The organism is Jeotgalibacillus sp. ET6 (genome assembly GCF_029667115.1).
GTDB lineage: Bacteria > Bacillota > Bacilli > Bacillales > Jeotgalibacillaceae > Jeotgalibacillus.
Genome location: NZ_JARUIU010000001.1, coordinates 906,360 through 929,531, shown reverse-complemented (window position 1 = coordinate 929,531; position 23,172 = coordinate 906,360). Strand labels below are relative to the sequence as shown.

General features: G+C 42.4%; 23 protein-coding genes and 3 other annotated features. Of the genes, 20 read left to right on the top strand and 3 right to left on the bottom strand.

The genetic code is table 11. The features are described from left to right. Positions 1 to 28: 28 nt before the first annotated feature. From polA to thrS, 10 genes are all read left to right on the top strand, one after another. Positions 29 to 2,659 (top strand): DNA polymerase I, encoded by a 2,631-nt coding sequence (gene polA / locus P6709_RS04705; RefSeq protein WP_278239718.1) that lies wholly within the window; start codon positions 29 to 31, stop codon positions 2,657 to 2,659. 22 nt (positions 2,660 to 2,681) lie between these two features. Continuing rightward, positions 2,682 to 3,554: a bifunctional DNA-formamidopyrimidine glycosylase/DNA-(apurinic or apyrimidinic site) lyase gene (gene mutM / locus P6709_RS04700; protein ID WP_278239717.1), complete on the top strand. Its 873-nt coding sequence runs from the start codon at positions 2,682 to 2,684 to the stop codon at positions 3,552 to 3,554. 17 nt (positions 3,555 to 3,571) lie between these two features. Further along, on the top strand, positions 3,572 to 4,168 hold the full coding sequence (coaE, locus tag P6709_RS04695) for a dephospho-CoA kinase (protein ID WP_278239716.1): 597 nt from the start codon (positions 3,572 to 3,574) through the stop codon (positions 4,166 to 4,168). A 364-nt stretch (positions 4,169 to 4,532) separates the two neighbouring features. Further along, on the top strand, positions 4,533 to 5,570 hold the full coding sequence (locus tag P6709_RS04690) for a glyceraldehyde-3-phosphate dehydrogenase (protein ID WP_278239715.1): 1,038 nt from the start codon (positions 4,533 to 4,535) through the stop codon (positions 5,568 to 5,570). 512 nt (positions 5,571 to 6,082) lie between these two features. Beyond that, on the top strand, positions 6,083 to 6,463 hold the full coding sequence (gene speD / locus P6709_RS04685; protein ID WP_278239714.1) for an adenosylmethionine decarboxylase: 381 nt from the start codon (positions 6,083 to 6,085) through the stop codon (positions 6,461 to 6,463). A gap of 273 nt (positions 6,464 to 6,736) precedes the next feature. Further along, entirely contained in the window at positions 6,737 to 7,120 is a 384-nt protein-coding gene (locus P6709_RS04680) for a hypothetical protein (protein WP_278239713.1), read from the top strand. 68 nt (positions 7,121 to 7,188) lie between these two features. Continuing rightward, positions 7,189 to 7,650 (top strand): transcriptional regulator NrdR, encoded by a 462-nt coding sequence (gene nrdR, locus P6709_RS04675; protein ID WP_278239712.1) that lies wholly within the window; start codon positions 7,189 to 7,191, stop codon positions 7,648 to 7,650. Between the two features lie 65 nt (positions 7,651 to 7,715). Beyond that, positions 7,716 to 9,125, top strand: a complete 1,410-nt coding sequence (locus P6709_RS04670) for a replication initiation and membrane attachment family protein (protein WP_278239711.1) — start codon at positions 7,716 to 7,718, stop codon at positions 9,123 to 9,125. Beyond that, positions 9,125 to 10,060, top strand: a complete 936-nt coding sequence (dnaI, locus tag P6709_RS04665; protein WP_278239710.1) for a primosomal protein DnaI — start codon at positions 9,125 to 9,127, stop codon at positions 10,058 to 10,060. The genes P6709_RS04670 and dnaI overlap by 1 nt, the downstream gene beginning before the upstream one ends. Before the next feature lie 79 nt (positions 10,061 to 10,139). Then, positions 10,140 to 10,373: a binding site (T-box leader), on the top strand. 66 nt (positions 10,374 to 10,439) lie between these two features. Then, entirely contained in the window at positions 10,440 to 12,374 is a 1,935-nt protein-coding gene (gene thrS / locus P6709_RS04660; protein WP_278239709.1) for a threonine--tRNA ligase, read from the top strand. A gap of 287 nt (positions 12,375 to 12,661) precedes the next feature. Here thrS and P6709_RS04655 read toward each other — a convergent pair whose 3' ends face one another. Then, entirely contained in the window at positions 12,662 to 13,132 is a 471-nt protein-coding gene (locus P6709_RS04655; protein ID WP_278239708.1) for a YusW family protein, read from the bottom strand. 189 nt (positions 13,133 to 13,321) lie between these two features. Then, positions 13,322 to 13,466 (top strand) — a sequence feature (ribosomal protein L20 leader region). 77 nt (positions 13,467 to 13,543) lie between these two features. On the opposite strand from P6709_RS04655, the gene infC reads away from it, so the two are divergent. The 4 genes from infC to P6709_RS04635 all read left to right on the top strand — a co-directional run bounded on the left by infC (position 13,544) and on the right by P6709_RS04635 (position 15,098). Continuing rightward, positions 13,544 to 14,059 carry a translation initiation factor IF-3 gene (gene infC, locus P6709_RS04650; protein ID WP_041060427.1) on the top strand — a complete coding sequence of 172 codons (516 nt, stop codon included), beginning with the start codon at positions 13,544 to 13,546 and terminating at the stop codon, positions 14,057 to 14,059. Positions 14,060 to 14,080: 21 nt separating this feature from the next. Then, complete coding sequence (rpmI, locus tag P6709_RS04645) at positions 14,081 to 14,269, top strand: 50S ribosomal protein L35 (RefSeq protein WP_104057088.1); 189 nt, start codon at positions 14,081 to 14,083, stop codon at positions 14,267 to 14,269. Positions 14,270 to 14,311: 42 nt separating this feature from the next. Then, positions 14,312 to 14,671: a 50S ribosomal protein L20 gene (gene rplT / locus P6709_RS04640; protein WP_278239707.1), complete on the top strand. Its 360-nt coding sequence runs from the start codon at positions 14,312 to 14,314 to the stop codon at positions 14,669 to 14,671. A 148-nt stretch (positions 14,672 to 14,819) separates the two neighbouring features. After that, positions 14,820 to 15,098 (top strand): DUF1294 domain-containing protein, encoded by a 279-nt coding sequence (locus P6709_RS04635; RefSeq protein ID WP_278239706.1) that lies wholly within the window; start codon positions 14,820 to 14,822, stop codon positions 15,096 to 15,098. Positions 15,099 to 15,309: 211 nt separating this feature from the next. Here the strand turns inward: P6709_RS04635 and P6709_RS04630 are convergent, their stop codons facing one another. Further along, complete coding sequence (locus P6709_RS04630) at positions 15,310 to 15,717, bottom strand: sigma-w pathway protein ysdB (RefSeq protein WP_278239705.1); 408 nt, start codon at positions 15,715 to 15,717, stop codon at positions 15,310 to 15,312. A 137-nt stretch (positions 15,718 to 15,854) separates the two neighbouring features. Between P6709_RS04630 and P6709_RS04625 the strand changes: the two genes are divergently transcribed. The 3 genes from P6709_RS04625 (at position 15,855) to P6709_RS04615 (ending at position 18,040) form a co-directional block, all read left to right on the top strand. After that, positions 15,855 to 16,340, top strand: a complete 486-nt coding sequence (locus tag P6709_RS04625; protein ID WP_278239704.1) for a dUTP diphosphatase — start codon at positions 15,855 to 15,857, stop codon at positions 16,338 to 16,340. 90 nt (positions 16,341 to 16,430) lie between these two features. After that, positions 16,431 to 17,516 carry a M42 family metallopeptidase gene (locus tag P6709_RS04620; protein WP_278239703.1) on the top strand — a complete coding sequence of 362 codons (1,086 nt, stop codon included), beginning with the start codon at positions 16,431 to 16,433 and terminating at the stop codon, positions 17,514 to 17,516. A 68-nt stretch (positions 17,517 to 17,584) separates the two neighbouring features. Beyond that, a complete protein-coding gene (locus P6709_RS04615; protein WP_278239799.1) occupies positions 17,585 to 18,040 on the top strand; it encodes a small multi-drug export protein in 456 nt (151 codons plus the stop codon). Between the two features lie 147 nt (positions 18,041 to 18,187). Here P6709_RS04615 and sspI read toward each other — a convergent pair whose 3' ends face one another. Next, positions 18,188 to 18,397, bottom strand: a complete 210-nt coding sequence (gene sspI, locus P6709_RS04610; RefSeq protein ID WP_278239702.1) for a small acid-soluble spore protein SspI — start codon at positions 18,395 to 18,397, stop codon at positions 18,188 to 18,190. A 114-nt stretch (positions 18,398 to 18,511) separates the two neighbouring features. On the opposite strand from sspI, the gene P6709_RS04605 reads away from it, so the two are divergent. From P6709_RS04605 to pheT, 3 genes are all read left to right on the top strand, one after another. After that, positions 18,512 to 19,264: a TrmH family RNA methyltransferase gene (locus tag P6709_RS04605; RefSeq protein ID WP_278239701.1), complete on the top strand. Its 753-nt coding sequence runs from the start codon at positions 18,512 to 18,514 to the stop codon at positions 19,262 to 19,264. Between the two features lie 54 nt (positions 19,265 to 19,318). Further along, positions 19,319 to 19,552 (top strand) — a binding site (T-box leader). A gap of 62 nt (positions 19,553 to 19,614) precedes the next feature. Beyond that, complete coding sequence (pheS, locus tag P6709_RS04600) at positions 19,615 to 20,658, top strand: phenylalanine--tRNA ligase subunit alpha (RefSeq protein WP_278239700.1); 1,044 nt, start codon at positions 19,615 to 19,617, stop codon at positions 20,656 to 20,658. Positions 20,659 to 20,678: 20 nt separating this feature from the next. After that, complete coding sequence (gene pheT / locus P6709_RS04595) at positions 20,679 to 23,093, top strand: phenylalanine--tRNA ligase subunit beta (protein ID WP_278239699.1); 2,415 nt, start codon at positions 20,679 to 20,681, stop codon at positions 23,091 to 23,093. Positions 23,094 to 23,172: the final 79 nt, after the last annotated feature.

Genomic DNA, 23,172 nt, shown 5'->3' with positions numbered 1-23,172 from the left:
GAGATCGTCCATTTGAGGAGGAGTTTACTTGAGTAAAAAATTAATGCTGATTGATGGCAACAGTATCGCTTATCGAGCTTTCTTTGCGCTGCCATTACTCAATAATGACAAAGGCGTACATACGAATGCAATATACGGCTTTACCACCATGCTGACAAAAATGATTGATGATGAAAAACCAACCCATCTTCTGGTGGCTTTTGATGCGGGGAAAACCACCTTTCGTCATAAAACTTACACGGAATACAAAGGGGGAAGACAAAAAACACCTTCAGAGCTTTCTGAGCAGTTCCCTTTCATAAGAGATCTTCTTGCTGCTTATTCTATAAAGCATTATGAATTGGATCAATATGAAGCGGATGACATCATCGGAACGCTGTCTTTGCAGGCGGAGAAAAAGGGATTTGATGTTGTGGTCGTATCGGGGGACAAGGATTTAACTCAGCTTTCATCCGACCATACACGTGTGGAAATTACCCGCAAAGGCATTACAGATATGGAGTCCTATACGCCTGATCATATTAAGGAAAAATATGGTCTTACACCCGATCAGATAATTGATATGAAAGGACTGATGGGGGACTCCTCTGATAATATTCCGGGAGTTCCCGGAGTAGGCGAAAAGACGGCCATTAAACTTCTTAAGCAATTTGGCACTCTTGAAACACTGCTTGATTCAATAAGTGAAGTAAAAGGAGCAAAATTGCAGGAAAAACTGACTGAGTTTAAAAATCAGGCAAAAATGAGCAAAGATTTAGCAACAATCACACGCGTTGCCCCTGTAGAGCTTAAACTCGACGATCTGGAAAGGCAGGAGCCTGATCAGGAAAAGCTGCGTTCGTTATTTAAAGAGCTCTCGTTCCAGACGCTTCTTGACAAATTGGGAGATAATCTAGAAGAGGAAGATATTGAGTTAAAAGATTTGGATTGGACGTATGCAGAGGAAGTTACAGAGGAGATGCTTTACTCAGAAGCTGAGCTTTACATCGAACTGTTTGGCTCAAATTATCACACAGCTGATATTTTAGGAATTGGACTTCACCACAGGGGTGGAACCTATTTTATTCCTGTAGAAAAAGCAAGGGAATCTGCCCTTTTTAAAAAATGGATCGAAGATGAAGAAAATCAAAAATCAGTATATGATTCCAAGCAGTCCATAGTGGCATTCAGCCGGCTTGGAATGAATTTAAAAGGAATAGATTTCGATCTTTTGATTGCTTCTTATGTGATCGATGCTTCACAGGCAGCTGATGATTTCGCCTCAATTGCAAAAAGACACGGCGCGGATGCTGTTCAACCGGATGACGTTTTGTATGGCAAGGGCGCTAAAAAGAAAGTTCCGGACGACAAAGTTCTCGGGGAGCATATAGCAAGAAAAGCTGCAGCGATTGGCAAGATAAAGGACCGCTGCATTCGGGACCTGGAGAAGAATGAACAGGTTGATTTATTTGACGATCTCGAACTTCCTCTAGCTGAAGTATTGGCTGAAATGGAGAAAACCGGGGTGCTGGTCGATGTGGACCGGTTGAAGGAAATGGGAGAAGAATTAAAAACAAAACTGGCTCAAATTGAAAAAGACATCCACAGACTGGCGGGTGAATCCTTTAATATAAATTCCCCAAAACAGCTCGGTGTCATTTTGTTTGAAAAGCTTGAACTTCCTGCAGTGAAAAAAACGAAAACCGGGTATTCAACTTCAGCAGATGTCCTTGAGAAATTACAGCCAGAGCATGAGATTATCGATCATATCCTGCTGTACAGACAGCTCGGTAAACTTCAGTCTACGTATATTGAAGGGCTGCTGAAAGTCGTGGATAAAGAGTCAAGTAAAATTCACACAAGATATAATCAGGTTTTAACGCAAACCGGCCGATTAAGCTCTACTGATCCTAATTTACAGAACATCCCAATTCGATTGGAAGAAGGACGTAAAATCCGTCAGGCCTTTATTCCTTCTAAAAAGGACTGGATTATGTTCGCAGCAGATTATTCCCAGATCGAGCTTCGCGTTCTTGCGCATATTTCCATGGATGATGGGTTAATTGAAGCCTTTAATAACAATATGGATATTCATACAAAAACAGCAATGGATGTTTTTGATGTAAGCAGGGAAGAGGTAACATCCGGCATGAGAAGACATGCCAAAGCGGTTAATTTTGGAATTGTGTATGGGATCAGCGACTACGGACTTTCCCAAAGTCTTGACATCCCAAGAAAAGAAGCAGCGGAATTTATCAAGCGCTATTTAAACAGCTATCCGAAGGTAAAAGAATACATGGATGATATCATTAAAGAGGCGAAACAAAAGGGCTATGTTGAAACACTTCTCCACAGAAGAAGATATATCCCTGAAATTACGAGCCGGAACTTTAATGTTCGGGGGTTCGCTGAAAGAACAGCCATGAACACGCCAATCCAGGGAACAGCTGCTGACATCATTAAAAAGGCGATGATAGATATGGCCGACCGTCTGAAACAGGAAGGCTTAAAGGCTGAAATGCTCCTTCAAGTGCATGATGAACTGATTTTTGAGTGCCCTGAAGAAGAGGTTGAAATTCTCCAGCGTATTGTCCCGGAAGTAATGGAAAAAGCGGTCGAGCTTGTGGTGCCGTTAAAAGTGGATTACTCGTACGGCAAGACCTGGTACGATGCCAAGTAATAAATACCGGGGAGTGTAATGAATGCCAGAATTACCAGAAGTAGAACATGTGAAACGGGGACTTGAACCTTATGTGGTGGGGGAGAGGATCGTTTCTGTACAATTTTCAGAACAAGTAAAGAAATCACACGCAGGTGGCAAACAGGCGATTGTAAAAGGAGCGGATCTTGCTGATTTCTCCGAATACGTAAAAAACTACAAAATCAGCCGCATCAACCGGCGCAGCAAGTACTTACTATTTCATATGGAGAATGAAACAACAGAAGGTATCCTTCTTTCACATTTAGGGATGTCCGGTGCATGGTTTGCCATTGATTCAGTGGAACAGATTACAGAAGAAAAATTTCGTAATCATGTTCATGTTATTTTTACGTTTGAGAGCGGCAGGCTGCTTATTTATTCAGATATAAGAAGATTTGGCGAAATGCGATTTTTGGAAAAGCTGGAAGATCATCCGCCGATCATTGCAATCGGTCCCGAACCCTTTGACGAGAATGCCCAGGAGCTGTTTTTGGCATCTTTAAACCTGCGAAAATTTCATTCGAAGCCTGTAAAAGATGTGATCATGAACCATCAGGTGATTGCAGGGTGCGGAAACATCTATGCAACGGAGGCATTATTTAAATCCAAAATCCATCCCAACCGGACCGTTTCACGCGTCGGACTGGGGAAAAGAATCGAATTATTTCATAACATTGTCTCTGTTTTGCAGGAAGGCATCGACGCAGGAGGAAGCAGCATCTCAGATTACCGTAACGTCAATGGGCAGGCAGGATCCATGCAGGACAGACTGCAGATGTATGGCAAAAAAGAATGTCCGCTATGCGGAGCCAATGTAAAACAGGCTGTTATTGGGGGAAGAAACTCTCATTACTGTGGAAAATGTCAGCGGTAAAGAAAGAAGGGACGACAATGATTATTGGTCTGACAGGCGGGATCGCCAGTGGGAAAAGCACCATCGCCAGCCGGCTTATCAAGAAGGGATACACAGTCATAGATGCAGATTTAGCCGCAAGAAAAGTGGTGGAACCAAATCAGGAGGCGTATCGTAAAATAATAGAACACTTCGGGAGTGAGATCGTCGCCGAGGACGGAACAATTGACCGCGCTAAGCTCGGATCGATTATTTTCACCAGTGAAACAGAGAGGAAAAAACTGAACAGTATTGTTCATCCAGCCGTGCGCAAAGAAATGCTAGAGCAACAGGAAGCGGCGGTTGATGAAGGCAATAAAACGGTTTTCCTGGATATTCCCCTCTTATTTGAAAGCAAGCTTCAATGGATGGTGGATAAAATCATCGTTGTGTATGTTCAGGAAGACATTCAACTCAAGAGGCTGATGGAAAGAAACCAGTATACAGCGGAGGAAGCACAGGCGAGAATTTCATCTCAAGCTCCTCTCTCTCAAAAAAAGATGCAGGCAGATGCAGTAATTGATAATTCTGGAACAATTGAACAGTCCTTTCTTCAACTGGACCAGCTTCTTAATCAGTGGAAATCCTTCCCTTAAAATCGCAACGATTTGAGGAGGGGGCCTATTTCAATAAAAGGATAGAAAATAAGGAATATTTATCAAGAGGATGAGGTGAGCGCAGTGGAAGGCGGCGGCTTCAGCAGGAGATGATGGTGGCTTGAGGCCATTACAGGGCAAGGCCCGGAAGAGGCTCAAGCAGCCGTCCCTGCGTCCGCCTGAAGCGCAATGAACCGGTCAGAGAGCTTAAGACACTTTTGTCCTAAGCTCTTTTTTTAAAAACTAGTGACTATAAGGATGATCTTTACGTTAATATGTGAATTTAATCTTTTATAATGCGGTTAATATGTTATACTAATCTTAGTTATCTATCTATCAGTATAACATTATTAGGAGGATCCAGATGACACAGACTACAATTGCCATTAATGGGTTTGGACGTATAGGAAGAATGGTATTCCGTAAAGCGGTGATGGAACCGAGCCTTACCATTGCTGCTGTTAATGCGAGTTACCCTGCTGAGACACTTGCCCATCTGCTAAAATATGATACGACTCATGGTGTTTTTCAGGGAGAAGTCCGCGCTGAGGGGAATGCTTTAATCGTAAATGATCAAAAAATCATGTTAATCAATCAGCGTGATCCGCTGAAGCTTCCATGGAAAAACATGAATATTGATATTGTTATAGAAGCGACCGGTAAGTTTAATGCACGTGATAAAGCCGCACTTCACCTTGACGCCGGCGCAAAAAAAGTAGTGCTGACAGCGCCTGGCAAACAGGAAGATGTCATGATTGTTATGGGAGTAAATGAAAACGCTTTAGAAATAAAAAAACACGACATCATTTCAAACGCGTCCTGCACAACGAATTGCCTTGCACCAGTAGCAAAAGTGCTTGATGAAGCCTTTGGAATTGAAAATGGATTGATGACGACCGTGCATGCATACACGAACGATCAAAATAATATTGATAATCCGCATAAAGATCTTAGAAGAGCCCGCTCATGCAGCCAATCAATTATCCCAACCTCGACGGGAGCAGCAAAAGCACTCGGCAAAGTACTTCCCAATCTCCAGGGGAAACTGCACGGCATGGCACTTCGTGTCCCGACGCCCAATGTTTCACTGGTTGATCTTGTAGTGGACGTACAGCGGGAAGTAACAGTAGATGAGGTAAATCAGGCGTTTATTCAAGCAGCTGACGATGGACTGAATGGCATCATCTCTTATACGACAGAGCCTCTAGTTTCGGTCGACTTTAATACGAATCCTCATTCTGCCATAATAGATGGATTATCCACAATGGTGATCGGTGCAACAAAAGTCAAAGTGCTCGCATGGTACGATAATGAATGGGGCTACTCCTGCAGGGTAGTGGACCTTGTTAAACACGTGGCTCATAAAATGCAGGAAACTCCATCCCAAATTCCTGTGTCATAATAAGTTAGAAGAATTTCTTCATGATTGATTGAACTCGTTAAATAAAGGGCTTAGACGGAACTCGTCCCGTTGAAGCGCAGTGAACCGCACAAAGGAGCTTGAGACACTTGTCTAAAGCTCCTTTGTTTTTATATAAAGATGGTTTATCAATTAAGTTATTCCTCTTTTACATTCTTATCTTTTTCTCTTTTTTCCTTTTCAATACTTTGTGAAAATGAAACGGCAATTGCAGCAAAAATATCCCCTATCAGCGTAATAAGAGCGGCCATATTTTTTCCTCCTTCATTCTCTGTCTTCTATGCTTACGTTTTATAGACCTATTTGTTTCAAAATAAATTAATTGATTGCAATAAGCTGAAAAAAAACGTATACTGTTTTTCGTGATCTTATTTGGTTCCACACCAAGCACATCTTTACTTAAAGGGTTAGGACCTCATCGGACTAACTTTCCCCCGTGGTAAGGATCGTATGAACAACCAAATAAAATCAAATTTAATTAAGGGGGAACGATCATGGAAACAATGGGTCGTCATGTAATTTCAGAACTTTGGGGCTGTGACTTTGAAAAGTTAAACAGCATGGAGTTAATTGAACAAGTATTTGTAGATGCTGCACTAAAAACAGGTGCAGAAGTTAGAGAAGTAGCGTTTCATAAATTTGCGCCGCAGGGTGTCAGCGGTGTTGTAATTATTTCAGAATCTCATTTAACCATCCACAGCTTTCCAGAGCACGGATATGCCAGCATTGATGTTTACACATGCGGAGATCTTGATCCGACAATAGCTGCTGATCATATTGCCAAGTCTTTGAATGCTAAAACAAGCGAAACCATTGAAGTGCCAAGAGGCATGGGACCTGTGCGTGTTGGAAAACCAACAGTCAGCGCCGTTTAATAATACAATTAACTAGTGAGACAATTATAGATTATAAAAAGAATGTTTCCCGGCGCTATCTTTCGGAAAACATTCTTTTTATATGGGGAAATGTTACCTAAATCCTCAAACAGTAAGCAGATACTCTTTATTAGAGGGAAGATAATCAACTGTTTAAATCAATATCCAACTACTGTAAAAGCGTCCGACGTAAAAGAATTTACATTGGTTTTGTTCTTTTCTATAAACATTGATAGAATGGTAGATAGAAGAGAATTACAGGAGGAGATTGAATTGGCAGGAATACGCGGATTATTTAAGCGATTTAGTTCTGAATGCGAAACGTCAGATCAGCATAGAGAAGAGGAGCTGCAAACACATTATTTTAAGGCATCTTTTGATAAAGCCTTTAGTGAGGTGGAAAAATTTTATTCTTCACCAGGCTATACCATTACTTCAGAGTCAAAAGAGCACGGTGAAATGATGATTCAGAAATCGAGCAATCCTAAAATGTTTATTATAGCGACCATTGTAAGCACCAGACCTTTACATACTGCCGTGGACATTAAAGTTTCAGCTGAATCCACCATCATCGGCGGAGCGTATCCAAAATTAAAACAGGAGATTTTAAAGTGCTATGCCTACTTAGGCAAGGAGCTTAGAAAAGATCAGCGATGAGCCTTCTTGTGCTTTGACCCTATTTTTATTATGATAGAAGCAAATAATCACGTTGTGGAGCTGGTTTTATGAAATGCCCGTCGTGTCATGAAAATACGACAAGAGTCATTGATTCCAGACAAATCGATGAAGGAAAAGCAATCCGCAGAAGAAGGGAATGCGAATCCTGCCACTATCGATTCACTACCTTTGAGAAAGTGGAAGAGATCCCTTTGATTGTAGTGAAAAAGGATGGAATACGTGAAGAGTTCAGCAGGGAGAAGATCTTAAGAGGCCTTATTCGTGCGTGTGAGAAGCGGCCGGTCCCTTTTGAGGAATTAGAGAAAATATCTTCCTCAATCGAAAGAGAACTCCGTAATCAGGGGATTTCTGAGACGCCTTCCGTCGATATTGGAGAACTCGTAATGGACAGGCTGTCGAAAGTGGACGAAGTTGCTTATGTCCGATTTGCTTCCGTTTACCGGCAATTTAAAGATATAAATGTTTTTATTGATGAATTAAAAGAAATAATTAATAAAGAACGAGCATAAGGGAGCTGAAGCGATGCCTTAGCTCTTTTTTTGTCTATTGCATGAAAAGGAAGGGCCGATTTATCATGACAAATATGTGGAGAGAAGTACAGCCCACAGACGACTACCGTGTTCAATTAAATGGACTGTTACACGAAACGGACAGGTCGATTATTCAGTCTCTTTACCAGCCGCTGGTCGGGTCTTCATCCATCAGTATGTATTTTATGCTTTGGGAAGAAGTACAGCATCATAAGCTTGAAAGCGATCCTGTCACTCATGCAACGCTGCTTGGTATGCTGAATGTTTCAATTGATCAGATCTTTGATGCCAGAATCCATCTGGAAGGGATGGGTCTTCTTAAAACGTATGTCAAAGGTGGAGAATCAAAAGAATTTTTATATCAATTGCAGCCTCCGCTCCAGGCAAATGAATTTTTTGAGGACCCCATGCTCAGTGTTTTCCTTTACAGGCAAGTGGGCAATACTCAGTTTCAACGGCTGAAAAAGAGGTTTTGTGTGCCCTTTGAAGAGCTGACTTCTTACAGAGAAGTGACCCGCTCCTTTCAGGATGTCTACGCATCTGAAGCATTCATGAACAGAATGCCAGAAGACAGCCGTCTGCCTGGTGAAAATGAATCGCTGCTTTTTGCTGGACAGAATCCTGGTATTCAAACTGATTTTTCAACATTTGATTACCATTTGCTTCTCGCAGGTCTGTCTGAAAGAATGGTGCCAAGAAAAGCGATAAACTATAAAGTCAAAAGTATGGTATCAAAGCTTGCCGCTTTATATGGATTAAACGAGATGGACATGAAAAATGTCGTACTCTCTGCAGTTAACGAGGAAAATGAGATTGATTTAGAGGTTTTAAGAAAATCTGCAAGAGATTTTTATCAGCTGAATCGAAGTCAGAATCTCCCCGGCCTTGCATCGGCTGTTAAAAAGCCGGATGCTCCAGCTAACCGTTCCGTCCGTTCAGACTCTGAAGATGGAGAGCTGATGGATTATCTTGAAAAAGCCTCGCCGGTGCAGGTTTTAAAAGATGCCTCTAATGGAGTGGAACCATCCAAATCAGAGCTGGCGCTAATAGAGGACTTGCTTTATAGCAAAAAGCTGCCCCAGGGAGTGGTCAATGTTCTCCTTCAATTCGTCCTGCTTCGAACAGGGATGAAATTAACGAAAGCATTTGTTGAGCAAATTGCCACCCACTGGGCGCGATCGAATATTACAACTGTTGAATCTGCTATGGATTTAGCAAAAAAAGAACACAAGAAATACATGGAGTGGAAAGAAGAAACAAATAATGGCACAAAAAAACGAAAAAGCAATAAGACGATTCGAAAAGAGCAGCTTCCTGAATGGTTTAAAAACAGACAGCAGGAAGAAAGCCCGAATCTATCTGATGAGGAACTGCAGGATCCTGATTTTGAAGAAAAAAAACGCAGGTATTTGGAAAAGCGTCGTCAAAAGAAGCTTGAGGCAGGTGATCAATAATGGATCCAATAAACCGCACACTGAAGAAACTGGCAGGATCTGATCGTTTTCAGGAAAGATACAACGAAATGAAAAAACAAATCACTTCCAATCCTGAAGTGCAGCAGTTTTTTGAAGATCATAAAGAAGAACTTGCACCCAACGCGCTCGATCAGGGGATGATTAAGCTATATGAATTTATTAATCGTTCCCATGCGTGCAAAAGCTGTCCAAGTCTTGAAGGCTGTATAAACACGATGGCAGGATTTGAGCCGAAAATTATTATTCAAAGCGGCCTTATTGACCTGGAGTACCACAGATGTCCAAGGAAGCGGTCACATGATGAACAGCGCCGAACTGAAACCCTTATTCAAAGCATGTACGTTCCCAAAGATGTTTTAAGGGCAACACTCGATGATGTGGACCTTGATAGCGATGACCGCATGCGTGTTCATGAAATGGCGGATGATCTGGTGGACAGATTGATCAAAGATCCGGAGCATTATAAAGGATTATTTATTCATGGTGAATTCGGTGTAGGGAAAAGTTATATCTTAGGAGCTATTGCAAATGAGCTGAAAAAAAATAATCGTGCAAGCTTTATTCTTTACTTCCCAGAGTTCCTTCGGGAAATGAAACAGTCTCTTGGAGATCAGTCTTTTCACAGCAAAATGGATGCGGTGAAAAAGAGCTCCATTCTTATGCTTGATGATATAGGGGCTGAATCATTATCCAGCTGGGCAAGAGATGAAGTGCTTGGTACGATTCTGCAGTATCGCATGGCAGAAGAGCTTCCTACTTTTTTTACATCTAACTTTGATTACAAAGGGCTTGAACATCATCTTACGTATTCACAAAGAGGAGAAGAAGAGCCGGTTAAAGCAGCGAGGATTATGGAGCGGATTAAGTTTCTGACGATTCCGGTTCATATGAGCGGGAAAAATCGGAGAAATTAATTGCATCCCTGAAAAGAGACTTGCTTTTCTAAAGGCTTTGCTCTAAAATGACATCAAACGAAACACATTAATTCCATATCAAAAAGTATTGATAAGGACATGTATGGTTACGACGAATTCCAAGAGAAAAAGGGGCATAGGCTGAAACCCCTTTAATTACGAGTAACTGATTCACCCCCTTTGAACTGTATGAGCGAAGTCACAGTAGTTCATATCGGATGCAGCCCGTTAGCTGAACCAGAGATTCTAATCAGACGATTGATTAGAAAGAAGGGTGGAACCGCGAGTTTGCTTACTAAGCCTCGTCCCTTTCCGGGGATGGGGCTTTTTTGTGTTTAATTTAGCCTGTAAACGGCACCTAAACTAAGGAGTGAGAATAATGTCAGAAGTCATCAACATTACATTTCCTGATGGCAATTCCAAAGAGTACCCGGCAGGAACTTCAATTGAAAAAATAGCTTCGTCTATTTCATCAGGTCTAAAGAAAAAAGCTATTGCAGGTAAATTTAATGGTGCAGTGATTGATTTGCGCACCCCGCTGACTGAAAGCGGAGCGGTTGAAATTTTAACTCCCGACAATGAGGAGTCTTTAGAGATCATGCGCCATAGTACAGCTCATTTGCTCGCACAGGCTGTAAAACGCCTTTATCCGGATGCTAAGTTTGGCGTCGGACCTGTTATTGAAGGCGGGTTCTACTATGATATTGATACAGAATCTTCGATCTCAACGGAAGATCTTCCGCGAATTGAAAAAGAAATGAAAAAAATTATTGGTGATAACATCAATGTAGAACGTGAGATTGTCAGCAGAGAAGAAGCGGTTGAGCGTTTTAAGGCGATTCAGGATCCCTATAAGCTTGAACTGATTGATGCCATTCCGGCAGAAGAAAATGTAACAATTTACAAGCAAAGTGAATTCTTCGACCTTTGCAGAGGAATCCATGTTCCGTCGACAAAGCATATTAAAGAATTTAAGCTGCTGAGCGTTGCCGGGGCATACTGGAGAGGCAACAGCGACAATAAAATGCTGCAGCGAATTTATGGTACAGCGTTCTTTAAAAAAGAAGAGCTCGAGCATCATTTGAAAATGATAGAAGAAGCAAAAGAGCGTGATCACCGCAAGCTGGGCAAAGAGCTTGATTTATTCACAAGCTCACAATTAGTGGGTCAGGGTCTTCCCCTCTGGCTGCCAAAAGGTGCGACGATCCGCCGTACCATTGAACGCTACATTGTCGATAAAGAACTTTCCCTTGGGTATGAGCATGTGTACACACCTGTTCTCGGAAGCGCCGATTTGTATAAAACAAGTGGACACTGGGAGCATTATGAAGAAGGCATGTTTCCTCCAATGGAAATGGACAACGAAACATTAGTGCTGCGTCCGATGAACTGCCCGCACCATATGATGGTGTACAAACAGGACATTCACAGCTATCGTGAGCTGCCGATCCGAATTGCAGAACTCGGCCTGATGCACCGCTATGAAATGTCAGGTGCCCTGTCCGGCCTTCAGCGTGTAAGAGCGATGACATTAAATGATGCTCATATTTTTGCACGCCCTGATCAAATTAAAGAAGAATTTCAGCGTGTCGTTCGTCTTATAGAAGAAGTATATAAAGACTTTGGCTTAAACGAATATAAATTCCGTTTATCTTACCGTGATCCTGAGGACACAGAAAAATATTTTGACGATGATGCCATGTGGAACAAAGCTCAAGCGATGCTTAAAGAGGCAATGGACGAAATGGGCCATGACTATTTTGAAGCAGATGGTGAAGCGGCATTCTACGGACCAAAGCTTGATGTTCAAGTGAAAACTGCCATCGGCAAAGAAGAAACATTATCAACGGTCCAGCTTGATTTCCTGCTTCCTGAACGCTTTGACCTGAATTATATTGGTGAGGATGGAAAGCAGCACCGCCCGGTTGTCATCCATCGCGGCGTTGTCTCAACGATGGAACGGTTTGTTGCTTTCTTAATTGAAGAGCATAAGGGTGCACTTCCTACATGGCTTTCTCCGGTTCAGGTGCAGGTTATTCCTGTATCACCAAGCATCCATTTAGATTATGCCAAAAAAGTGCAGGATGAATTGCGTTTAAATGGAGCCCGAGTGGAGATTGATCTCCGTGATGAAAAAATGGGCTATAAAATTAGAGAAGCTCAAATGAAAAAAATCCCGTACATGCTCGTTGTAGGGGATCAGGAAGCAGAGAAAGAAGAAGTCAATGTAAGAAAATACGGAGAACAAAACTCCGAAACGATTTCATTTGCGGACTTTACCGCTGCATTAAAGAAAGAAACGCATAAAATATAATAGGTTTTAAGGATAGAGGAGCGGCTTCATTTCCGTTTCAGGCTTATATTGTTTGCTAGGCCGGAGGAGAGTCACGTTGGCGGTTTGCACATCTGCAGCGTCTCACCCTGCCGCCTCATGCGGCCGAAGTTTAAGTCATCTGATGCAATAAACCTAAAAGCTGGAATGATTGCCAAGTAACTCAAAAAAATAAATCTGCAGAAATCAAAGAAGGCCCTCATGAATACTAATGATTCATGAGGGCCTTCTTTTATAATTTTGTTTAGACCTTCATTGGTTAGAGGGTATTATTCATTAGTTTGCTCAATTTCTTTCTCAGTACCGTCCTCAAAGGCAACTTCGATCTCGATTGAATCAAAGCCTTCTTCGATTTCGAATTTTTCAATTACTGCCTGTACAATTTCTTCATCAGGAGTATCGGCTGTGAAATCGAATTCGCTTAGCACAGGTTCGATTTCCTGGTAAGCATCATCCCCGGCAAGCGTAAGAGCATTTCTTTGATCCTCATACACAGCTTCCACATTTTTGTCTACCTCATACTCAAGCTCAAAATCATTCTCGGTTCCTTCATAATCAACTTCTAAATCAAATTTAATATAAGGGATCGTAGGAGCTTTTTCTTCTGAATCTGATTCAGCAGCTTCATTTTCCTCCATAGACGGAGCATCTGCCGGTTCCTCCACTGTTTCATCTTCTTGAGCGCATGCTGAAATCAGGATAACTGTTCCCGCCAGCCCGATGGACCATAATTTCTTCATAGTAAAACCTCCTGATGTCTGGTTAGAATCGAATGCCTTTAGTTATAACCTATTTAAAAACTTTTAAACAAAATTAGCTTGCAAGGATTCAGTTCTTCTGATATGATCAAACATGTTGATTAATCGATAGGGATTGACAAGCACTCATCGGTAAGGTACAATCGAAAGAGTGAATTGAATACAAGTTTGTGGTAAAAGAAGAGGCAGCCCGCTTCTCACCTGACTGGCGCATTTAGCAGCTGACAGGTAACACGTGATCCTATTAGACATTGTCTGTCTTTATAGAAAACACTGATGCGGGAAACAGCTTCGTTTCCGGCTTTTTTTGTGTGATCATTTACGAGAAAGCAGTTGAATAGACCCTTTAGCCCCAACCGCGTATTCGCGACATCAATCCGGAGGTGGATTACTATTAGCAAAGACGTATTATTAAATGAAGGCATTCGTGCACGTGAAGTTCGGCTGATCGATCAAAACGGGGAGCAGCTTGGAATTAAATCCAAGAATGAAGCCCTTGAAATCGCAGCCCGTGTAAACCTGGATGTAGTACTAGTTGCACCGAATGCAAAGCCGCCAGTAGCCCGTATCATGGATTACGGCAAATTTAAATTCGAGCAGCAAAAGAAAGACAAAGAAGCGCGTAAGAATCAAAAAATCATAAATTTGAAAGAAGTACGTTTAAGTCCTACGATCGAAGAACATGATTTTAACACGAAGCTTCGCAATGCCCGTAAGTTCCTTGAAAAAGGGGACAAAGTGAAAGCATCTATCCGTTTCCGCGGCCGTGCGATCACGCACAAGGAAATCGGACAGCGTGTGCTTGAGCGGTTTGCTGAAGCATGCAAAGACGTTTCCACCGTTGAAACGAAGCCAAAAATGGATGGCCGCAGCATGTTTCTTATGCTGGCACCAACGAACGAAAAGTAAGTTTTAAGGAGGACAATACTCATGCCAAAAATGAAAACTCACCGCGGATCAGCTAAGCGTTTCAAAAAGACTGGATCTGGAAAGCTTAAGCGTTCACGCGCGTTCACAAGTCACCTTTTCGCTAACAAATCAACAAAAGCTAAACGTAAATTGCGTAAGAGCTCAACGGTTTCAGCTGGCGATTACAAACGCATCAAACACATGATCTAATCAAACTAAAACAGTACAATGATTTATTAGGAGGTTTTTAATATGCCACGTGTTAAAGGTGGAATCGTTTCACGTAAACGTAGAAAAAGAGTTCTTAAACTCGCAAAAGGTTATTTTGGTTCAAAGCATACTCTTTACAAAGTAGCGAACCAGCAGGTAATGAAATCAGGAAACTATGCTTTCCGCGACCGTCGTCAAAAGAAGCGTGATTTCCGTAAACTATGGATCACACGTATTAATGCAGCTGCACGTACAAACGGACTTTCTTACAGCCGTTTAATGCACGGACTAAAGCTTGCTGGAATTGAAGTAAACCGCAAAATGCTTGCTGATCTTGCTGTAGCAGACGATAAAGCATTTGCTCAGCTTGCTGATGCTGCTAAAAATCAACTGAACAAGTAATTGTTTAATCCAGGCTGTCCTTTTTAGGGCAGTCTTTTTTACATCACAAATGCAGTTCTGCTAGTAAGAAATGAAAATCTGATTGATACATGAGCTCAGCTTAACAGCTTCACGAAGCTCACGTACAACCTGCATAAGGAGCTGTAACATGAACCCGGCAACGATCCCTATCATTTTTACAACGTACCTGGCAGTTATGTCGCTTATCGGCTTTTCTTGTATGGGAGCAGACAAAAAAAGAGCACGAAAAAATCAATACAGAATTTCAGAAAACACATTATGGGCTATAACGATCCTGGGAGGGGCTGTGGGCACATATGCCGGGATGAAAAAATTCCGGCATAAAACAAAACATAACTCCTTTAAATTCGGTCTCCCGTTTTTCGCAATTACATATGGCATTGTACTGCTTATGCTGTGGATTTAAAAAAGAGAGGCTGGGACATAACTCATAAAAGTTTAAAAAAGAGGACATATTTATTACTAGTAGTAGGTGAGCGGAGCGGAAGGTGGCGACTCCTGCAGGATATGACGGCAAGCTGAGACTTTACAGGGCAAGGCCCTGAAAAGGCTCAGCGCCGTCCCTGCGGAAAGCGTCCGCCTGAAGCGAAGTGAACCGGTCGTAGAGCTTGAGACACTTATGTCCCAAGCTCCTCTTTTTTTGCTTTTACCATTAATTCTTTTATCGGACTCTTCCAGTCGATTTGTGCCATAGGGTAGCTGCTTTTAATATCTGTTTCAAGAAAAAGAAAATCCTCGACTGTAAAACCGTGAAGCTTGGAAGGATCTTTTGTCCATACGAAAATGGAGAGCACTTCAAAAGACCGATCTGATTCACCGAGGTACTTTTCACCTTGAAAAAGAACACCTTTATACGTGAGAAAAAAATTTTTTCGAACGTTTTTTGCATCGTCGTAAAAATAATACTCTTCTTTTTCGTGAGCCAGTTCAAGTTTTCGTTTGGGATCAAATAAATACTTAAAGCCTTTGTATAATAAATAAATAATAAGTGCTGTAATCACCAAACGAAGAACGATCAATATCATTATGCGATCCCCCTGCCTAAAGTCAGTCCTTTCTTCTGTACGAATTGGATATGAAAAAGGTTTCATTTTTTAAAAGGTTTTGTAGGGTTTCCCGAATCATTTTTTCTGGTACACTGTGAGGGAAAGGACGTGCAAAAATGAACTGGACAAAGCTTTATGACATGCAGCAGCAGCTGGATGCATTCATAGAAAAAGAGAAAAATATTGAAAATCAGAATCTGTTTGATAAAAAAATTGTAGCGCTGTTTGTTGAAGCAGGAGAGCTGGCAAATGAAACACGCTGCTTTAAATTTTGGAGTGAAAAAGATCCTTCAGATAAAGATGTGATCCTTGAGGAGTATGTGGATGGAGTACATTTTCTGCTTTCCCTGGGTCTTGAAAAAGGGCTTAGATATGAAGGGTTTAAAAGAGAAGAGCCAGCTGGAGAACTTACGGAACAATTTAAGGAGTTATATGGCAGTATCCATTCATTTGCAGTAAATGCCGATTATCAGACGTATGCGCAAGCCTGGAAGGTTTATCTCGGCATCGGCCGTTCGCTTGGATTTACAGAAGATGAGGTCATGCAGGCTTACGTGGATAAAAATGAGATTAACATTCTAAGACAGCAGCAAGGCTATTAAAAACATCCAAAGCAGAACAGGTCAATTTTGTGAATGTTTAGACGAAATGGTATAATGCTTAATGGAATGAATGATGGGGAGGCTAAAGAAATGACGAATTTAACTGAGCAGTTGCAAATGCTGAAAGATTTAACGGATGCAAAAGGGATCCCGGGCAATGAACGGGAACCGCGCGAGGTCATGAAAAAATACATAGCTCCATTTTCTGATGAAGTAACAACGGACGGCATTGGCAGTTTAATTGCAAAGAAAACCGGTGAGCAGGGCGGACCCCGGGTTATGGTGGCAGGACATCTTGATGAAGTAGGGTTTATGATTACCCAAATAGATGACAAAGGATTTCTGCGCTTTCAAACGGTAGGAGGCTGGTGGTCTCAGGTTATGCTGGCGCAGCGTGTAACGATTGTTACCAGAAAAGGGGATATCACTGGTGTTATTGGATCCAAACCGCCGCATATTCTGCCGCCGGAAGCACGCAAAAAGCCGGTGGACATAAAAGATATGTTCATTGACATTGGTGCGTCTTCACGTGAAGAGGCAGTTGAATGGGGAATTACGCCTGGCGACATGGTCGTGCCTTACTTTGAATTTACGGTTATGAACAACGAAAAAATGCTTCTTGCCAAAGCATGGGATAACCGTATTGGCTGTGCAATTGCAATTGATGTTCTCCGCGGCTTAAAAGATGCAAGCCATCCAAATGAAGTGTACGGTGTTGGCTCGGTACAGGAAGAAGTGGGGCTGCGCGGAGCTAAAACGGCGGCTTCAGTCATCAAGCCGGATATTGGTATTGCAGTTGACGTAGGCATTGCGGGCGATACTCCTGGTGTTACATCTAAGGAAGCCTCCTCAAAAATGGGGAAAGGGCCTCAAGTTATTTTATATGACGCTTCAATGGTTGGCCATAAGGGCCTTCGTGATTTTGTTACTTCTGTTGCAGATGAGCATGGAATTCCTTATCAATTTGATGCAATAGCAGGAGGCGGAACAGATGCGGGCTCCATTCATCTGGCTGCAAACGGGGCACCATCGATTGCAATCACTGTTGCGTCCCGTTATATCCACTCCCACGCTGCAATGATTCATAAAGATGATTATGAAAATGCAGTAAAACTTATTGTTGAATTAATAAAGAAATTAGATCGTGATCAGGTAAATAAAATTACATTTGATTAATATGAAACCAGACTTCACCTCTTGCGTATAGAAGGAGGTGAAGTCTTTTTTTAGGAGGAACGAACGTGATCTTTGTTGAATATGCGTTAATTTTTTTGGCAGCTGCAACACCATGGCTTGAAATTGCTCTTGTTATTCCTCTAGGGATCGTAAGGGGGCATTCGCCTGTTTTGGTCATGCTCACAGGGTTTCTTGGTAATATGCTGACTGTTGTCCTGCTGGTGGTATTATTTGAACAGGTGAAATCCTATTTTGCGAAAAGGTCAAAAAATGATAAACCGAAGAAAAATAAGAGGCAGGAAAGAGGGCGGAAAATCTGGAACAAATATGGACTGCCTGGTCTGGCTCTTTTAGGACCGATCTTAATAGGAACACACATCGCGGCTTTTATCGGCATGAGTCTTGGCGCTCAAAAATCGTGGACGCTGCTGTGGCTGACCATCAGCATTGGCGTTTGGTCCCTCGTATTTGGAATCGGGACAATGCTCGGATTTGATTTCTTTGTTCAGGGACAGGAAAGCTAAAGAATACTTTATTAAATTTCTCTGCAAATAAATGCAACGTTTTCAAAGTTAAAACACCCGCTGCGGACCACTGTTTGGAGATTCCAATCAGCATTCCATCAACGAGTGCATCAACTGTTTTTCAGCTGTCTTTACCGGCAGCTTTTTTTAATGCTTTAATCCGCCTTCAAGCGTCCCAATCATTTGATCCCGTTCGTCCTTTGAACTTTTATTCCATATAAGCTCAAACAATACACCTAAACCCGGGAGCAGATGCTCATCCTGACGCTCGATTGAATCCACAATGGTAGCTTCTAATTCCTGTGGAGAATTATCCTTCACATTATGGATAACCGTTTTTCTGATATTTAAATCCATACAAAAAACCTCCTATCGCGTAGAGTTCTATTATTTTCCCCAGTCTCTGCTTTTTTATCCGCAATAGCTCGTATATAATGAAGGGACGACTGGATACAGGAAAGAAGGAATATGATGAATTTTTTACAATCACTTCAAAACCCTCAGGTAAAAGCGTGGAAAAAGCTTCTGACAAAAAAAGGCCGGGATCAATCAAATCTATTCCTGGTTGAAGGATTTCATTTAGTTGAAGAGGCAATAAAAGCAAATGCAGTGAAAGAAGTGATGATTCGCGAAGGAGTGGAAATTCCTAAATGGCTCGACGATGATTCCATTCCCGTTACAGGGCTGACAGATGAAATTACAAAAGCAATTGCAGAAACAGAACATACACAGGGGATCTTTGCTGTTTGCATACAGGAATCCCGTCCTCTGACAGAGTTTAATGCTGAGACCATTTTACTCATTGATGGTGTTCAGGATCCTGGAAATATCGGCACAATGATCCGCACGGCAGATGCAGCTGGAATTGATCTCGTTGTACTTGGGAAAGGTTCAGCAGACCCTTATAATGCAAAGGTTTTACGATCGGCTCAGGGCAGTCATTTTCATTTGCCGATTGTAAAGGAGGATTTAACAAACACCATTCAGACCGTAAAAGAACAAGGCATTCCTCTTTACGGAACAGCTCTGCAAAATGCATCCTCCTTTAGGAACGCGCCGTCCGGAGAGTCATTTGCCTTGATTATGGGCAATGAAGGAGCAGGGGTCAATAAAGAGTTCCTCGATCTTACGAATCAGAATTTATATGTGCCGATTCAAGGCAAAAGCGAATCCCTTAATGTAGCAGTAGCAGCCGGAATCCTGCTGTTTCATTTAAAAGGATAAGAAAAAAGGTTTGAAAGCAGACAGAATTAGTTTATACTAATACCATTAATGCTATAAAAAACATTGATGGAGAAAAGTAATCAGGCAAAAGCATGCAGGGAGAGCGCCCCTTGATTGAAAGGGTGCTTATGGGAATGCTTGATGAAGTTCACCTCCAGAGTTGACATCGGGACCACATTGCGTGTAAAGATGCTCCGGCTGCGAATAGCCGTTATCCAATTAAGAGTGAGCAGTTTATTGACTGTTAACTAGGGTGGTACCACGGAATCCAAGCGCTTCGTCCCTAACCTTATAGGGGAGAAGTGCTTTTTTGCGTTCAAAAAATGAATAGAAACAGGGAGGAATTCGTGATGGAAGAAAGATTAAAGCAGCTCAAGCAGGAAGCAACTGCTCAAGTTGAAGAGGCTGTTGATTTAAAGCAGTTAAACGATGTGCGGGTCGCTTACTTAGGGAAAAAAGGTCCTATAACAGAAGTGTTAAAAGGCATGGGAAAGCTTTCAGCTGAAGAACGGCCTAAAATGGGAGCTCTCGCCAATGAAGTGCGTGATGATATCACAAAATCCATTGAAGCAAAACAGCAGCTGCTTGAAAAAGCAGAGATTGAAAAAAAACTGGCAGAAGAATCAATTGATGTAACACTGCCCGGCCGGCCGGTTAACAGTGGAACGCATCACCCTTTAACAAGCGTCATTGAAGACATTGAAGATCTGTTTATTTCAATGGGATACACAGTGGAAGAGGGACCTGAAGTAGAAAAGGATTACTATAATTTCGAAGCGTTAAATTTGCCAAAAGGCCATCCGGCACGTGATATGCAGGACTCATTTTATATCACGGAGGATATCCTGCTGCGCACGCATACCTCCCCTGTTCAGGCGAGAACGATGGAGCGTCATCAAGGCAAAGGTCCTGTGAAAATCATCTGTCCGGGAAAAGTTTACCGCAGAGATAATGACGACGCGACTCATTCTCATCAATTTATGCAGATTGAGGGTCTTGTCGTTGATGAAAATATCCGCATGAGTGACTTAAAGGGTACATTAAATACTTTCGCGAAAAAAATGTTTGGAGAAGACCGTGAAATCCGGCTGCGTCCAAGTTTCTTCCCATTTACAGAACCATCTGTTGAAATGGATATCTCCTGTAAAATTTGCGGGGGCAAAGGATGCAGCGTCTGCAAAGGCACGGGCTGGATTGAAATTTTAGGAGCTGGAATGGTGCACCCGAATGTACTCGAAATGGCAGGCTTTGATTCGAAAAAATACACCGGATTTGCATTTGGAATGGGACCGGAACGAATTGCTATGCTGAAATATGGAATCGATGATATCCGTCATTATTATGCAAATGATCAGCGTTTTCTTACTCAGTTTGGACAAAAAGAAATTAAGTAATATAAAAAGGAGGGTATGAAATGTTTGTATCTTATAAATGGCTACAGGATTACGTAGATCTGTCAGGTATTTCGCCTGAGGAGCTCGCAGAAAAAATAACCCGCTCAGGTATAGAGGTTGAGGGCATAGAGGTTTCCGGTAAAGGCATAGAGAATGTTGTGATTGGTCATGTGCTTTCTTGCGAAAAGCATCCGGAAGCGGACAAACTGAATATTTGCAGTGTGGACGTTGGAGAAGAAGAGCCGGTGCAGATTATTTGCGGGGCAGCCAATGTTGGAAAAGATCAAAAAGTGGCTGTCGCAAAGGTGGGGGCAGTATTACCCGGCAATTTTAAAATAAAAAAAGCAAAGCTCCGCGGGGAAGCATCAAACGGAATGATTTGTTCGCTTCAGGAGCTGGGTGTAGAAGGAAAATTGGTGCCTAAAGAGTTCGCTGAAGGCATTTATAATTTTCCAAAAGAAGCAGTAGTTGGAGAAGATGCGATTGAAGCATTGGCCTTAAATGATTCCATTCTGGAGCTTGGGCTGACACCAAACCGTGCAGACGCCATGAGCATGCTTGGGGTGGCATATGAGGTTGGCGCTATATTGGACAGGAAAGTTCAATTGCCTGAACTTGATTACAGCCAAAGTGAGGGCCGTGCTTCTGACCGGGTCACGATCGAAGTGGAAGCTGAAAAAGAAAATCCGATTTACTTAGCGAAAGTCATTGAAAACGTGAAAATCGGACCTTCGCCTCAATGGATGCAGAGCCGCTTAACTGCTGCAGGAATTCGTCCGCACAATAATGTTGTAGATATTACGAACTATGTTTTGCTGGAATACGGGCAGCCGCTTCATGCATTTGACTTGGATCAGGTGAAAACAAATAAAATTGTGGTTCGTTTAGCGAAGGAAAATGAAAAAATTGAAACGCTGGATGATGCGGTAAGAGAGCTTAAGCCTCATCACCTTGTAATCACAAATGGTGAAGAGCCTGTAGCAATTGCTGGCGTAATGGGAGGTGCGAATAGTGAGGTTTCGGGGGAAACGACAAATGTTTTACTGGAATCAGCTTACTTCGCTCCCGCTTCCGTCCGCCAAACCTCAAAAGACCATGGACTTCGCAGTGAAGCAAGCTCCCGCTTTGAAAAAGGCGTGGATCCAAAACGGGTCGAACTTGCTGCAGAGCGGGCTGCTCAATTACTCTCACTTTATGCAGACGGAGACGTATTAAGCGGTACAGTGGGAACGGACAAAATGGATAAAACAGAAAAGCAACTATCCATTACGCTTGAAAAAATCAATCGTGTCCTTGGCATGAAACTGACTGTTGATGAAGTTCTTGATTTATTCAGAAGACTGCAGATCGAGGCAGCCGCAGATCAGTCCACGATCCATGTATCCGCACCAACAAGACGTGGTGATCTGATAATCGAAGAAGATTTAATTGAAGAAGTAGCCCGTCTTTACGGCTACGACCATATCCCGATGACGCTTCCTGTGCACGAAACGAAACCGGGCGGCTTGTCAGCGCGTCAGCAAAAAAGACGGTTAATCCGCCAGGTGCTAGAAGGTGCGGGGCTCATGCAGGCCGTAACCTATTCATTGACGAATGATCAAAAAGCAAAGGAATTTGCTTTGGATGTACGTGAACCGGTTAAACTGATGATGCCGATGAGTGAAGAAAGAAGCAATCTTCGTTTAAGCATCGTTCCCCAGTTGCTTGAAAGTGTTTCTTATAATCTTGCACGTCAGCAGGACCGAATTGCCTTTTATGAAACCGGCTCTGTCTTTTTAGAAGAAAGCAGCTCGGAGCTTCCTCGTGAAGATGAGCATCTGGCCGGAGCGGTTACAGGCTTGTGGCACTCTCATGCATGGCAGGGAGAGAAAAAACCGGTGGACTTTTACGCTGTAAAAGGAGTACTGGATTTGCTTTGGGAACGACTTGGCGTCATAGAAGACATCCGCTATGAACAAAGCAGGGAAGAACATCTTCATCCCGGCCGTACAGCTGCCATCTATCTTAAGGATGAAAAAATCGGATATATTGGCCAGGTACACCCTTCAAAGCAAAAAGAACTTGATTTAAAAGAAACCTATGTATTTGAAGTGAAGCTTGAATCCGTCTATACCTATGAGACAGCGCCTCTTCACTACTCAGCGATCCCGCGTTTTCCATCGATCGTTCGTGATATCGCACTTGTTGTAAACAGTGAAGTGCTGGGCGGAGACCTTGAGCGCATCATTAAACATGCAGGCGGCAGTCTTTTAAAATCTGTTAAGCTGTTTGACCTTTATCAAGGCGAACATATGGAAAAAGGCAAAAAGTCACTTGCCTTCTCCCTCATTTATATGGACCCGGCAAGAACACTGACAGACGAGGAAGTAGTAAAAGCACACGAAAAAGTACTGCATGCAGTTAAAGAACAGGCTGGAGCAGAACTTAGAGGATAAATAACAAGGAACATCACCGCAAAAAGCCGGCACAGTGTTGTGCCGGCTTTTTGTATATAGCAGTGCTCTAAAGGGATAA

Coding starts and splice junctions, on each gene's coding strand:
- nrdR (WP_278239712.1), top strand. CDS start 7,189: ATGAAATGCCCGTCGTGTCATGAAAATACGACAAGAGTCATTGATTCC.
- pheS (WP_278239700.1), top strand. CDS start 19,615: ATGGAAGAAAGATTAAAGCAGCTCAAGCAGGAAGCAACTGCTCAAGTT.
- P6709_RS04655 (WP_278239708.1), bottom strand. CDS start 13,132: ATGAAGAAATTATGGTCCATCGGGCTGGCGGGAACAGTTATCCTGATT.
- P6709_RS04625 (WP_278239704.1), top strand. CDS start 15,855: ATGAACTGGACAAAGCTTTATGACATGCAGCAGCAGCTGGATGCATTC.
- pheT (WP_278239699.1), top strand. CDS start 20,679: ATGTTTGTATCTTATAAATGGCTACAGGATTACGTAGATCTGTCAGGT.
- P6709_RS04690 (WP_278239715.1), top strand. CDS start 4,533: ATGACACAGACTACAATTGCCATTAATGGGTTTGGACGTATAGGAAGA.
- speD (WP_278239714.1), top strand. CDS start 6,083: ATGGAAACAATGGGTCGTCATGTAATTTCAGAACTTTGGGGCTGTGAC.
- rpmI (WP_104057088.1), top strand. CDS start 14,081: ATGCCAAAAATGAAAACTCACCGCGGATCAGCTAAGCGTTTCAAAAAG.
- P6709_RS04630 (WP_278239705.1), bottom strand. CDS start 15,717: ATGATATTGATCGTTCTTCGTTTGGTGATTACAGCACTTATTATTTAT.
- P6709_RS04635 (WP_278239706.1), top strand. CDS start 14,820: ATGAACCCGGCAACGATCCCTATCATTTTTACAACGTACCTGGCAGTT.
- P6709_RS04605 (WP_278239701.1), top strand. CDS start 18,512: ATGAATTTTTTACAATCACTTCAAAACCCTCAGGTAAAAGCGTGGAAA.
- rplT (WP_278239707.1), top strand. CDS start 14,312: ATGCCACGTGTTAAAGGTGGAATCGTTTCACGTAAACGTAGAAAAAGA.
- sspI (WP_278239702.1), bottom strand. CDS start 18,397: ATGGATTTAAATATCAGAAAAACGGTTATCCATAATGTGAAGGATAAT.
- dnaI (WP_278239710.1), top strand. CDS start 9,125: ATGGATCCAATAAACCGCACACTGAAGAAACTGGCAGGATCTGATCGT.
- P6709_RS04620 (WP_278239703.1), top strand. CDS start 16,431: ATGACGAATTTAACTGAGCAGTTGCAAATGCTGAAAGATTTAACGGAT.
- thrS (WP_278239709.1), top strand. CDS start 10,440: ATGTCAGAAGTCATCAACATTACATTTCCTGATGGCAATTCCAAAGAG.
- mutM (WP_278239717.1), top strand. CDS start 2,682: ATGCCAGAATTACCAGAAGTAGAACATGTGAAACGGGGACTTGAACCT.
- P6709_RS04670 (WP_278239711.1), top strand. CDS start 7,716: ATGACAAATATGTGGAGAGAAGTACAGCCCACAGACGACTACCGTGTT.
- coaE (WP_278239716.1), top strand. CDS start 3,572: ATGATTATTGGTCTGACAGGCGGGATCGCCAGTGGGAAAAGCACCATC.